This is a genomic window from Micromonospora siamensis (genome assembly GCF_900090305.1).
Classification (GTDB): domain Bacteria; phylum Actinomycetota; class Actinomycetes; order Mycobacteriales; family Micromonosporaceae; genus Micromonospora; species Micromonospora siamensis.
The window spans coordinates 3,935,767-3,948,310 of sequence record NZ_LT607751.1; the positions used below are offsets into that span (position 1 = coordinate 3,935,767).

Annotated in this window: 13 protein-coding genes; 8 read left to right on the forward strand and 5 right to left on the reverse strand. The window is 71.0% G+C overall.

Annotated features, from left to right (window positions below):
• The first annotated feature begins 58 nt into the window (after positions 1-58).
• The gene (locus GA0074704_RS18310; RefSeq protein WP_231926536.1) at positions 59-2,461 is read left to right on the forward strand and encodes a transglycosylase domain-containing protein; all 2,403 of its coding nucleotides are present in this window, start codon (positions 59-61) and stop codon (positions 2,459-2,461) included.
• 46 nt (positions 2,462-2,507) lie between these two features.
• On the opposite strand, the gene GA0074704_RS18315 is transcribed toward GA0074704_RS18310, so the two are convergent.
• Positions 2,508-2,918: a hypothetical protein gene (locus GA0074704_RS18315; protein ID WP_088971638.1), complete on the reverse strand. Its 411-nt coding sequence runs from the start codon at positions 2,916-2,918 to the stop codon at positions 2,508-2,510.
• Between the two features lie 70 nt (positions 2,919-2,988).
• Between GA0074704_RS18315 and GA0074704_RS18320 the strand changes: the two genes are divergently transcribed.
• The 4 genes from GA0074704_RS18320 to GA0074704_RS18340 all read left to right on the forward strand — a co-directional run bounded on the left by GA0074704_RS18320 (position 2,989) and on the right by GA0074704_RS18340 (position 7,429).
• Positions 2,989-3,468, forward strand: a complete 480-nt coding sequence (locus tag GA0074704_RS18320) for a helix-turn-helix transcriptional regulator (RefSeq protein ID WP_197697546.1) — start codon at positions 2,989-2,991, stop codon at positions 3,466-3,468.
• Between the two features lie 5 nt (positions 3,469-3,473).
• On the forward strand, positions 3,474-3,884 hold the full coding sequence (locus tag GA0074704_RS18325; protein ID WP_088973782.1) for a VOC family protein: 411 nt from the start codon (positions 3,474-3,476) through the stop codon (positions 3,882-3,884).
• A 41-nt stretch (positions 3,885-3,925) separates the two neighbouring features.
• The gene (locus GA0074704_RS18330; RefSeq protein WP_088971640.1) at positions 3,926-6,316 is read left to right on the forward strand and encodes an ATP-binding cassette domain-containing protein; all 2,391 of its coding nucleotides are present in this window, start codon (positions 3,926-3,928) and stop codon (positions 6,314-6,316) included.
• 621 nt (positions 6,317-6,937) lie between these two features.
• Positions 6,938-7,429 (forward strand): SRPBCC family protein, encoded by a 492-nt coding sequence (locus tag GA0074704_RS18340; protein ID WP_172880616.1) that lies wholly within the window; start codon positions 6,938-6,940, stop codon positions 7,427-7,429.
• An 82-nt stretch (positions 7,430-7,511) separates the two neighbouring features.
• Here GA0074704_RS18340 and GA0074704_RS18345 read toward each other — a convergent pair whose 3' ends face one another.
• From GA0074704_RS18345 to GA0074704_RS18355, 3 genes are all read right to left on the reverse strand, one after another.
• Positions 7,512-8,027: a hypothetical protein gene (locus GA0074704_RS18345; protein ID WP_088971641.1), complete on the reverse strand. Its 516-nt coding sequence runs from the start codon at positions 8,025-8,027 to the stop codon at positions 7,512-7,514.
• A gap of 123 nt (positions 8,028-8,150) precedes the next feature.
• On the reverse strand, positions 8,151-8,894 hold the full coding sequence (locus GA0074704_RS18350) for a helix-turn-helix domain-containing protein (protein ID WP_088973785.1): 744 nt from the start codon (positions 8,892-8,894) through the stop codon (positions 8,151-8,153).
• 154 nt (positions 8,895-9,048) lie between these two features.
• Positions 9,049-9,861: an alpha/beta fold hydrolase gene (locus tag GA0074704_RS18355; RefSeq protein ID WP_088973786.1), complete on the reverse strand. Its 813-nt coding sequence runs from the start codon at positions 9,859-9,861 to the stop codon at positions 9,049-9,051.
• Between the two features lie 348 nt (positions 9,862-10,209).
• Here GA0074704_RS18355 and GA0074704_RS18360 point away from each other — a divergent pair, with 348 nt between their 5' ends.
• Together GA0074704_RS18360 and GA0074704_RS18365 are read left to right on the forward strand one after the other, a co-directional pair.
• Positions 10,210-10,719, forward strand: coding sequence for a pyridoxamine 5'-phosphate oxidase family protein (locus tag GA0074704_RS18360; protein ID WP_088971642.1), 510 nt, complete (start codon positions 10,210-10,212; stop codon positions 10,717-10,719).
• Positions 10,720-10,789: 70 nt separating this feature from the next.
• A complete protein-coding gene (locus tag GA0074704_RS18365; protein WP_088971643.1) occupies positions 10,790-11,182 on the forward strand; it encodes a hypothetical protein in 393 nt (130 codons plus the stop codon).
• Between the two features lie 49 nt (positions 11,183-11,231).
• Here GA0074704_RS18365 and GA0074704_RS18370 read toward each other — a convergent pair whose 3' ends face one another.
• Positions 11,232-11,921, reverse strand: a complete 690-nt coding sequence (locus tag GA0074704_RS18370) for a DUF899 domain-containing protein (RefSeq protein WP_088971644.1) — start codon at positions 11,919-11,921, stop codon at positions 11,232-11,234.
• Positions 11,922-12,085: 164 nt separating this feature from the next.
• Between GA0074704_RS18370 and GA0074704_RS18375 the strand changes: the two genes are divergently transcribed.
• On the forward strand, positions 12,086-12,511 hold the full coding sequence (locus GA0074704_RS18375) for a VOC family protein (protein WP_088971645.1): 426 nt from the start codon (positions 12,086-12,088) through the stop codon (positions 12,509-12,511).
• Positions 12,512-12,544 lie beyond the last annotated feature (33 nt).

Below are 12,544 nucleotides of genomic sequence, written 5' to 3' on the forward strand. Positions count from 1 at the left end.
ACGCGGCTCACCGCACCCGCCCGGATTCGGCGAGCCGAACAGGGGGTACCGGGTGCGGGTGTCTCATACCGGTAACTACGACCATGGCGCCGGCACACCCGGCTACGGCGGTCAGCCCGCCGGGGCGGCGGCGAAACCGCGCAAGCGGCGCCGGCTGCCCGTCGTGCTGGCGGTGCTGGCGCTGCTGCTCGGCTCCGGACTGCTCGCCGGCACCTACTACGTCGACAGCGTGCCCACCCCGACGGATCTGAAACTGCCGGAGTCGACCACCGTCTACTACGGCGACGGTAAGACCCCGATGGCGACGTTGGGGGCGGAGAACCGGACGATCGTGCCGTACGACCAGATGAACGACTCCGCCAAGGAGGCGATCGTCGCCGCGGAGGACCGGACGTTCTGGAAGAACCAGGGCATCGACTTCTCCGGGGTGCTCCGCGCCGCCTGGTCGAACGTGACCGGCGGCCAGCGGCAGGGCGCGTCGACCATCACCCAGCAGTACGCCCGGGTCGCCGCGGATCTCAAGGGCGTCACGTACTCCCGGAAGCTGCGGGAGGCGGTGGTCGCCTGGAAGCTCGACGACAAGTACTCCAAGGAGGAGATCCTCGGGTTCTACCTGAACACGGTGCCGTTCGGGCGGGGCGCGTACGGGATCGAGGCCGCCGCGCAGGCGTACTTCGGCAAGACGGTGCGCACGGACGCGCCCGCCGCCCGGCAGCTGACCGTGTCGGAGGCGATGGTGCTCTGCGCGATGGTCAAGCAGCCCGAGGCGAACCCGGACGACCCGCAGGGCCAGCCGGGCTACGACCCGGCACGCGGGCCGAAGGCCAAGCAGAACTCGATGGACCGGTGGGGATACATCCGCGACGGCATGGTCAAGCTCGGCTACCTCAGCCCGCAGGAGGCGGCGGATCTGGCGTACCCGAGCTCGGTGAAGCCGATCGACCGCAAGGCCCGGCAGTCCGACGCCGGCCGACCCACCGGCCTGGTGGTCAAGCACGTGCTCAGCGAGCTGCGGCAGACCCCGCAGTTCAAGGACAAGCCGGCCGACTACATCCGCGATGGCGGCTTCAAGATCGTCACGACGATCGACAAGCGGGTCCAGACCGCCGCCGAGAACGCCGCCGACATCCGCCGGGACACCGCACCGGAGCAGGTCCGCGGCCAGCCGAAGAACTGGCAGGCCGCGCTGGTCTCCGTCGAGCCCGGCACCGGTCGGGTGCTCGGCTACTACGGCGGCAACGACGGCGAGGGCGCCGACTACGCCGGCTGGTACTACGACGAGGACGGCCAGGCCGTCGGGTTCGGCTCCCACCCGCCGGGCTCGTCGTTCAAGGTGTACGACCTGGCGGCGGCGGTGGAGAACGGCGTCTCGGTCAAGAAGCACTTCGACTCCCCCGAGACCAAGGAGTTCCCCGAGTCGGGGCGGACCAAGGACAGCGCCGCCGGCCCGATCCGCAACGCCGAGAAGGCCCCCTGCCAGCCGGACTGCGCGCTCTGGGAGGCCACCGTGGCCTCGCTGAACGTCACCTACTTCGAGCTGACCGAACTGCTCGGCGTGGACAAGGTGATCGACATGGCGACCAAGGCGGGCGTCGAGTCGATGTGGGCCAACGTCAAGGGCGAGAAGCAGCCCAAGCGGGTGGACCTGCGCGGCAAGAGCGGCGCGGACGTCGCCGGACAGTTCACCACCGAGGTCGGCCTCGGCCAGTACGGCATCACCGTGGAAGACCACGCCAACGGCATGGCCACCTTCGCCGCCGGCGGCAAGCGCGCCGAGGCGCACTTCGTCCGCTCGGTCACCAAGGGCGACGACAAGCTGTACCAGGAGAAACTGGAAACCACGGACATCGGTCTCGACGAGGAGGCCCAGGCCCAGCTGGACTGGACACTGCGCCAGGTCCGGGCCGCGAAGCTGGACAACGGCTGGGACTCCGCCGGCAAGACCGGCACCTGGCAGTCGGGGCAGAGCCTGACCGAGAACGCCCACACCTGGATGGTGGGCTGGACGGGCGCGCTGTCGGCCGCCGTGTGGCTGGGCACCACCGACGGCAAGCCGTTGCGTACCACGGACGGCAACAACAACGTCTTCGGCTCCGCCGGCGCCGCGCCGATCTGGCGGCAGTTCCTGGAGCAGGCGACCGAGGCCATGAAGCTCGACCCGGACAAGTACCGGTTCGCCGAGCCGAAGTTCCCCGATGACGCTCCCCCGCCGAGCAGGTCGGCCCCGCAGCCGAAGCCGAGCACGACCGAACCCGCACCGAGCACGACGTCACCGACACCCTCGCCGCGCCCGAGCAGCCCCTCGCCGCTGCCCAGCCGCACGTCGCCGTCGCCCCGCACGACCAGCCCGTCACCGACCCGGGAGCCGAGGCCCAAGCCGTCGACGAGCCGGTCGTCGTCGCCGAGCCCGTCGGCGACGACGGAGCCGACGCCGCTGCTGCCGCCGCCGCCGCCGCAGTGACCGCACGCCGTGGGCGACCGCCGCGACGGCGGTCGCCCACGGCTGTTCAGGCGGTCGGTCCGCGCAGCGCGGCGGCCAGCTCGTCGTCGTACGTGGCGAGCGGGCGGCCGTCGGCGGCGTGGGCGACCAGCCGCCCGTGGTTCATGGTCGCCGACCGGAACGAGAACGTACGGCTGCCCGGGTACGCGGACAGCAGCGGGATGGTGCGCGGGGCACCCCCGGGCCGCAGGACGGTGATCGGCCAGAGGACCAGCGCCGCGAACGGCGGGTAGGTGAACGGGCCGCCGTTCGCGGCCACGTAGTCGTAGAGCGCGCCCCCGGCCCGCAGGTGCGCCACCGCGCCGTAGTAGATGTGCAGGTCGGACAGGCGGTCCGGGCGGCGCAGCACGAGCAGGACCGAGAGCAGCGCGGTCGTGGCGAACCCGGCCCAGATCAGCATCACCCGACGGTCCCGCATGGGCCGAGCATAGGGACGTCGGCCGCGGGTGTCTGTCCTGCGGGGCCCTGACGGCGCGAGGTGCTCGGCGATGTCGGTGGTTCATGGCACGATCAGGCAGGTGAGCAGCCGAACCGACGAGGCGCAGCGCCTGCGCGACCTGGCGCTGCTGCGCCGGGTCCGCGACCGGATGGACCGGGAGTACGCGCAGCCGCTGGACGTGGAGGCCCTCGCCCGCGGCGTGCACATGTCGGCCGGGCACCTGAGCCGCGAGTTCCGCCGCGCGTACGGCGAGTCGCCGTACGGCTATCTGATGACCAGGCGGATCGAGCGGGCGATGGCGCTGCTGCGCCGGGGTGACCTGAGCGTCACCGAGGTCTGCTTCGCGGTCGGTTGCGCCTCCCTGGGCACCTTCAGCTCCCGCTTCACCGAGCTGGTCGGGGTGCCGCCGAGCGTCTACCGGGCGCAGATGGCCGAGGCGACGGCCGAACCGCCGGCCTGCCTGTCCAAGCAGGTGACCAGACCGGTCAGGAATCGAGAAGCCCGGCCCACCACGGCGGAACTAGCGTGACCGGCATGGACGTCACCATTCACTACAGCTTCCTGCCGCACACCGACCCGGAGGCCTCGCTGGCCTTCTACCGCGACGCCCTCGGCTGGGAGGTGCGCAACGACGTGGGCCGGGGCACGATGCGGTGGATCACGATCGGCCCGAAGGGTCAGCCGGGCACCTCGGTCGTGCTGACCCCGCCGGCCGTGGACCCGGGCATCACCGAGGACGAGCGGCGTACCGTCGCCGAGATGATGGCCAAGGGCACGTACGCGATCATCGCGCTGGCCACCGACGACCTGGAGGGCGCCTTCGAGCGGCTGGTCGCCAGCGGCGCCGAGGTGGTCCAGGAGCCGACCGACCAGCCGTACGGGGTGCGCGACTGCGCCTTCCGGGATCCGGCGGGCACGCTGATCCGCATCAACCAGCTGCGCTGAGACCGACGGCCCCGGCGGCCGCGCGAGGAGATGGAGACCTGATGAGTACGGCCCCCGCCACCGACCCGCGGTCGCCGGCAGCGCACGTCGCGGACAGCCACGGCCTGATCCGCGTGCACGGCGCCCGGGAGAACAACCTCAAGGACGTCAGCGTCGAGCTGCCCAAGCGCCGTTTGACGGTGTTCACCGGGGTGTCCGGGTCGGGCAAGAGCTCGCTGGTGTTCGACACGATCGCCGCCGAGTCGCAGCGGATGATCAACGAGACGTACAGCGCCTTCGTCCAGGGGTTCATGCCGACGCTGGCGCGTCCCGAGGTCGACGTGCTCGACGGGCTGACCACCGCGATCATCGTCGACCAGCAGCGGATGGGCGGCGATCCCCGCTCGACCGTCGGCACCGCCACCGACGCCAACGCCATGCTGCGCATCCTGTTCAGCCGCCTCGGCGTGCCGCACCTCGGCTCGCCGCAGGCGTTCTCGTTCAACGTCGCCTCGATCCGGGGCGCCGGCGCGGTCACCATCGACCGGGGCGCCGGCGTGACGAAGGAGCGCCGGGAGTTCAGCATCACCGGCGGCATGTGCCCGCGCTGCGAGGGCCGCGGCAGCGTCCAGGACTTCGACCTGACCCAGCTGTACGACGACAGCAGGTCGCTCAACGAGGGTGCCCTCACCGTTCCCGGCTACAGCGTCGACGGCTGGTACGGGCGGATCTTCCGCGGTTGCGGCTTCTTCGACCCGGACAAGCCGATCCGCAGGTTCACCAAGCGGGAGCTGCACGACCTGCTGTACAAGGAACCGACCAAGATCAAGGTCGACAACGTCAACCTGACGTACGAGGGACTGATCCCCAAGATCAAGAAGTCGTTCCTGGCCAAGGAGGTCGATGCGCTCCAGCCCCACGTGCGGGCGTTCGTGGAGCGGGCGATCACCTTCTCCACCTGCCCGGACTGCGCCGGCACCCGGCTCAACGAGGGCGCCCGGTCGTCGAAGATCAAGGGCATCAACATCGCCGACGCCTGCGCCATGCAGATCAGCGACCTGGCCGAGTGGGTACACGGCCTCGACGACCGCTCCGTCGCGCCGCTGCTGACCTCGTTGCAGCACACCCTGTCCTCGTTCGTGGAGATCGGGCTGGGTTATCTCAGCCTCGACCGCCCGGCCGGCACCCTGTCCGGCGGTGAGGCGCAACGGGTCAAGATGATCCGGCACCTCGGGTCGGCGCTCACCGACGTCACCTACGTCTTCGACGAGCCGACCATCGGCCTGCACCCGCACGACATCCGGCGGATGAACGACCTGCTGCTGCGGCTGCGGGACAAGGGCAACACCGTGCTGGTGGTGGAGCACAAGCCGGAGACCATCGCGATCGCCGACCACGTCGTCGACCTCGGCCCGCGTGCCGGCACCGAGGGCGGCGAGGTGGTCTTCGCGGGCACGGTCGACGGGCTGCGGGCCAGTGGCACGCTCACCGGCCGGCACCTGGACGACCGGGCCCGCCTCAAGCCCTCGGTGCGTACGCCCTCCGGGGCGCTGGAGGTGCGCGGGGCGAACACCCACAACCTGCGGGACGTGGACGTCGACCTGCCGCTGGGCGTGCTGGTGGTGGTCACCGGGGTGGCCGGGTCCGGCAAGAGTTCGCTGATCCACGGCTCGGTCTCCGGCCGCGACGGCGTGGTGGCCGTCGACCAGACGCCGATCCGCGGCTCACGCCGGAGCAACCCGGCGACGTACACCGGGCTGCTGGAGCCGATCCGCAAGGCGTTCGCGAAGGCCAACGGGGTCAAGCCCGCGCTGTTCAGCGCCAACTCCGAGGGCGCCTGCCCCACCTGCAACGGCGCCGGGGTCGTCTACACCGACCTGGCGATGATGGCCGGCGTGGCCACCACCTGCGAGGAGTGCGAGGGCAAGCGGTTCCAGGCCGAGGTGCTCGGCTACACCCTCGGCGGCAAGGACATCAGCGAGGTGCTCGCCATGTCGGTCACCGAGGCCGGCGAGGTCTTCGGCGCGGGCGCGGCGAAGCTCCCGGCGGCACACGCGATCCTGACCCACCTGGCCGACGTCGGGCTGGGCTACCTCAGCCTCGGCCAGCCGCTCACCACCCTCTCCGGCGGGGAACGGCAGCGGCTCAAGCTGGCCACCCGGATGGGCGACAGGGGCGGCGTGTACGTCCTCGACGAGCCGACCACCGGCCTGCACCTGGCCGACGTCGAGCAGCTGCTCGGCCTGCTCGACCGGCTCGTCGACGCCGGGAAGTCGGTCATCGTCATCGAGCATCACCAGGCCGTCATGGCGCACGCCGACTGGATCGTCGACCTGGGTCCGGGCGCCGGCCACGACGGTGGTCGGGTGGTGTTCGAGGGCACCCCGGCCGACCTGGTGGCCGCCCGTTCGACGCTCACCGGGGAGCACCTGGCCGCGTACGTGCAGGGCTGAGACCGGCTTCGCGAGCCACCACGGCGGCCGGACGCTGGCGAGCGCCCGCCGCCGTCATGACCCCGGAGAAGACCAACGGGCTCCTCACGCCAGGGGGCGGAAGGCAATGGAGCAGGTGAACCGGGCGTCAACCCAGGTCGTAGGGATCCCGGGCAGCCAACGCCTCAGCCTCCGACAATCCGAGGTGGCTGGCGGCCCTGCGCCGCATCCGGACCTGGGCACGCGTCCGTGGCCGGAACTTCGGCTCTCGCGAACAACCGCAGACCTCGAAACCCTCGTAGCGCAGTCCCGCGCCGAGGACTGCCGCGACCGCAGCCCAGCCGGAGTCATTCCGCCGGCGAGGTGCGGCGAGGTCGTGCCCAGCGAAGACCATCGGCTGCCGACAGGACGTACACGGGTGATTCGCGCCGTCCCACGCGTACTTGTGACTACGACGGCAGGGCACGCAGACGTGGTGGACCCGGTAGAAGGTCATGGCGTACCGGCACATGTCCCGCATGCCAGCCGCGCGGCGGTAGAGGCGACCGACAACAACGGCAGCCGGCATAGCCACTGTCGGCGGTGATGCCGGTGCCCCGACCGCGCCGGCATCACCGCCGGCTGAGGGCCTACGGTGGCGGTGTGCCGCGCATCGAGTTGACCACGGACGTTCAGGCAGTTCCGGAAGCCGTCTTCGACGCCTGCCTCGACGTCGACGTGCACACGAGGTCCATGGGGCCCAGCGCCGAACGGGTGGTCGGCGGCGTGATGACCGGCAGGCTGAAGGCCGGTGACGCCGTCACCTGGGAAGCCAGGCACTTCGGCCTCCCCTGGCGGATGACCGTTCGGATCACCGAGCACCGAAGGCCCCACGGCTTCACGGACGAACAGACCGAGGGCCCGTTCCGCCGATGGCGCCATGAGCACAGCTTCACGCCGAACTCGGCCGACTCGTCGGCGACGGTGATGCGGGATGTCATCGACTTCACCGCACCGATGGGCCCCCTTGGCCGCCTCGTGGCCGTCCTCGTCCTGCGGCCTTACCTGCAGCGCCTCATCGCACGCCGCAACGCCTATCTCGCCGCCAGCCTGGCTGAGCCTTCACTCCCAGCCGGTCGGGAGGTGGGCACGTGAGATTCGCCGGGCAGCGAGCGGCCATGCCCGCGAGCGCCGCGCATCGTTCCGCCGGCCTGCTATCCAGGGAACGGATTCAGCGTCAGTCGAACGGGACAGCGGGTTGACCGATGTCGGAGTCCCAGGTAAGCCCGGAGCGGGTCGGGTGAGCCGCCCGCCACTGCTTCTTGCGCAGTAGCTCACGCTGCCGAAGCCGTCGCAGGAGAGCGACGTCGGGCCGCCTCCGACGGCCTAGCACCACGTCCACCGCCTGGGCCAGCAGCTCGGGCGGCACCATCGTCGGGTGCACCCAGACACCCTCGGCGACCAAGCCGCCGCCGTCACCGCCGACGACGCCCGTGCCGACGGGGTGCCTCTCGAGGGCGACGGTGGCGATCGTTAGGTCGCCGCTCATCCAGGTGACGGCGTCCAGGTCGGACACCAGTGTCCGCAGCGTCGCCAGGTCGCATCGAAGGAGGCGAACCGGCACGGTCAGAAAGATCGTCCCACCGTAGTCGCCGGACAGCACGACTGCCGAATCCGGGTCCCGCCGGGCTTCGGCCAGCGAACGGTAGGAGACGTACTCGTTCCCGTCCACTTCGGCCAGGAAGGAGCGCACGTCATGATCCGGGAGCTCGTCGGGTCCGATCGGTGCAGAAGAAGTCATTAGCAGCGCGGTGACGGTGCGCGGCCGGTGCGGAGGGTGTCAGCACAGCGAGGCTAGCCGAAACGTCCGACCTGCTCAACGCGGACGGCTTGACGCCCAGGCGACGTCGTCGATGCTGAGCCACCGGGCGACGGCCAGCATCGAGGGGGTCAGCCCGGTCATCGCGCTGACGTCCCGGTGCAGGTGGGACTGGTCGGCATAGCCGCTGACAGCGGCGACTGCGGCGACGGGCTGGCCCGCGGCGAGGCGGTGCGCCGCGTGGTCGAATCGGATGAGCTGCGCGCCCTGCTTCGGGGTGATCCCGAGCTGCGACCGGAACCGGGACCAGAGTCGCTTGCGGCTCCATTCGACCTCGGCGGCCAACCGCTCGACGCGCACCCTGCCACGGGCGGTCGCGATCCGGTCCCAACTGTGCGCGACCTCCGGATCCACGCCGTGGCCACCATCGAGACGGCGCAGGAGCGCCGCCCGGGTGATGGCGAACCGGTCGGCCCAGGAGCGCTGCTCGTACAGCTGCTCCCGGAGCCGGACGGCGTCGCGGCCCCAGATCTCCTCGATGCCCACGACCGATCCGTGGAGCTCGCCGAGCGCGCCGAACAGGGCACGCGCCACCGTCGGTGACAGGCGCACCTGAAGGCACTCGAAGTTCGGCGCCACCGCTCGGATCCGAGCTGGCGCGAGGCCGACAACGCCGGCACCGCGAACCTGTCGTCCGCCGTACTCGTCGACGACCAGTGCGTCGCCGAAGTCGAAGAACAACGTCAGGGCGGGATGGGGAACAACCCGAAGGTCGACGGGACCGCCGGTCAGCCCGGCCATCGTGACCCCGGCGATCGGGCCCACGTCCGCAACCGCGATCTTCCACTGCGTGGGGGTGCCGCGGTCGCCGAGCCGCATGGTCCGATCGTACGTGTCGAGCCACGGCAGCGGCCCCGGCTGCGGGAGCGGATCGGGGGTGCGCCACACGGTGATCTCACCGCACGGTGTCGGCGAGGCCGGAGATCAGAGCGGCGGTCCGCCGGGGATCTTCGAGCATCGGAGAGTGCCCGACCCCGGCGACGAGCTCGACCCGCGCGCCGGGCACCCCGCGATACTCGGTTGTCGACGACGATGACCGCCACCGCCGGTCGTCCTGACCGAAGATCACCAGCACCGGCCGCCCGATGGCCGCCAGCCGCGCCGGCAGTGCCCGTTGCGTCAGGTAGTCGTCGGAGGCCCGGGACGCCTCGGTGAGCGAGTGGTAGGTCATCGCCCGCACGTCGTCCACGAGCTGCTGCGGGATCTCGTACCCAGGCCTGCTGAATGCCGTGCTCAGCCCCTTGCGGATAATGGAATCGGACCGGACCCGCCACAGCAGTTGCCCGACGCCCGGCAGGAACAGCAGTTTCCCGAAGGGCCCGTCGGAGATGAAGGCGCCCATGCTGGGACCGGTGTCGATCAGCGTGAGCGCCGTGACGAGGTCGCCTCGTTGTTCGGCCAGCGCGGTCGCGACATAGCCTCCCGTGGAGTGGCCGACGACGACGGCGTGCCGGACGCCGACCCGGTCGAGGACCAGTCCCACCCGGCGCGCCTGCTCCGGGATCGAGTAGCCCGCCCCGGTCGGCCTGGCGGAGCGGCCGTGCCCGACCAGGTCCGCCCGGAGGACGTGGTGGGAGGCCGCCAAAACCGGCACCACGGCGTCCCACCAGCGCGTCGAGCCGCCGAGCCCGTGGATCAACACCACCGCGGGTGCGTCGTGCGGGCCGTCCTGACGCACGTACATCGACACACCGTCCACGTCGGTCATGCTGTCCTCCGATGCCGCGCCGGACTGCCTTCCCACCAGGACGGCGTTGATGAGCAGAAGGCAGGCGGCCGCCAGGACGGCAACCGCGGCGACCGTGAGGCGACGCCTCCACCGACCGGTCGCCGCGCCGACCGTCGCTCCGGCGCCGGTGGTACGCGGCCCGTCCGGGTCCAGTGGCGGGGCCACCCGCCCCCGCGAGAATCTCGACATGGGTCCACTGTCGGTGGGCAGCCGTCGGATTTCTTGGATGTTTGTTCCCGCGAACCACGCCCGGGCACGCCTTGTCGATCTTGGTAGCCGGCGGGCGGGCCGGCGGGTTAGGGTGCGCGCCATGATCGAGGACGCCGCATGCCGTTGACCAATCCGTGGCTGGCCGGGCCCACGCCGACCGGACGGCTCGATCGTGAACGGCTCGAGGAGCGCATTCTCCAGCTGCTGTCGTCGCAGAACATGTGCGTGCTCGCGACCACGGGTCCGGACGGGCCGCTGGCCACCCCGGTGCGGTACTACCCACTCGGCTTCGCCGTGCTGTTCACGGCCGCGCCGCGTTCGCCGAAGATGCGCAACATCGCCGCCGATCCGCGGGTCTCCGTCGGGATCTTCGCTCCGCTGGTCGGGCTGGCCAGCAGCCGTGGGGCTCAGATGTTCGGGAGCGCTCGGGTGCTCGAGCCCGGGCATCCGGACCGGGCACACCACTGGGAGGCGTTCCGGTGGGAGAACGAGCACGCCGAGCGGGGGCGACCGCTGTCCGAGCCGCCCGAGGACACGCTCGTGGTCATCGAGGCGGAGCGGATCGTCTATACGGAGCACTGGCTACGACGTGAAGGGTTCGCGCCTCGACAGTTCTGGCGGCGCTGAGGATCCCTCTCGGCCACCCCGACGTCAGGTTGACTTGACGTCAAGTCAACCTGACGGCAGGATGGGTCGCATGGTGACTCCCGACAGCATCGAGCGTGACTTCACCCTCCTGACCGCGGTCGCCCGATACGAGCAGCTGCGGACCCGCGACGCCCTCGCGCCGGCCCTCGACGACACCTCCGACGACGAGCAGCCCTACGACACCGGAGCCGAGCCCCTCACCCGGGAGGAGGCGCTGGAACTGCTCGCCCTCGGCGAGCTGATCGCCCGCAAGGCCGCCTACGGTCGGCAGCTGGGGGTGCGTACCGCCCGGGCGACCGGCGCCTCCTGGACGCAGATCGGCGGCGCGCTCGGCACCAGCAAGCAGTCCGCCTGGGAGACGCACACCCGCTGGATCGACGAGCAGGACGGCGACACCGGATGGCCGGATGCCGCACGCAGCCCCGAAGACGCGGCGCCGTGATCAGGTGCGACCGGGTACGGCACCAGCGGTCCGCCAGCAGCGTCGGCCGTCAGGCGGTCGGCGAGCCGTAGCGGGCGGCGATGTCCTCGGAGCTGGACCAGCGGCTGTAGGTGGGCGACTGCGGCCAACCCTCCGGGGAGTCCTGCCACTCCTCCTGCCGGCCGTAGGGCAGCAGGTCGATCAGCGCGAAGGTGTGACTGAGCTGCTCGGTGCCGCGGCCGGTGGTGTGCCAGGTGCGATACACCGCATCGCTGTCGCGAAGGAAGACATTGACCGCGAACCCGCCACCGGCAGGTGCGCCGACGTCAGCGCCGAACGGGCTGTTCGCGGTGGAGTACCAGGTCATCATGTTTCCGACCCGACGCTTGTACGCCAGCGCCTCGTCGATCGGGCCCTGGGTGACGACGACGAATCGGGCGTCGTAGTCGTCCAGCGCCTCCAGCCGGGTGAACTGCGAGGTGAACCCGGTGCAGCCGGGGCACTGCCACCGCTGGCCGGGAGACCACATGTGGTGGTAGACGATCAGTTGCGCCCTGCCGTCGAACACGTCGACCAACCGGATCGGGCCGTCCTCGCCCGCCAGGACGTAGTCGGGCATTCTCACCATCGGCAGCCGCCGGCGCTGTGCGGCGATTGCGTCCAGTTCCCGGGTCGCTGCCTTCTCCCGGACCCGCAACGCGTCGAGTTCACGCTGCCAGGTGTCGGCGTCGACGACGGGCGGCAATGCTGCGGCGGTCATGCTGTCCCCCTACTGGTCGGGTGTTCGACCTTCCGCAGAGGTGGACCGCGCCGGCCCGTCGAACTCATCGGTGCGTGAACATCCGATACCTTCGCGACCGCAGCCCGGCCCGGCGGTCACCTACCATCCGTCACATCGGCAGACTCGAGCGAGCGGGGCCACCCATGATCGGTCGGTTGCACCACGTGATCCTCGACTGCCCGGACCCCGCCGCACTCGCCGAGTTCTACTCGGCGCTGCTCGGTCTGCCGGTCACCTACCGCAGTGCCGACTTCGTGGTGGTGTCCCGGAACGACACCACCTCCGGCATCGCGTTCCAGCTCGCCCCCGGCCATCGGCCACCCCGCTGGCCGGATCCGGCGGGGCCACAGCAGATCCACTTCGACGTCATGGTCGACGACCTCGGTCAGGCCGCCCCGGCCGTGCTCGCTCTCGGCGCCACGGAACTGTCGGGCCGGACCCATGTCTACGCCGACCCGGCCGGCCACCCCTTCTGCCTGATCAACCGACCGTCCTGGGCACCGCCGGTCCGCCCGGAGCGGGACGACCCACCGCCGGCTGACGCCTCCTCGTCGGCCGGACCGCGGTGAGCGCCGAGAGAGGGCCCTGGCCTCCTGCTCCAC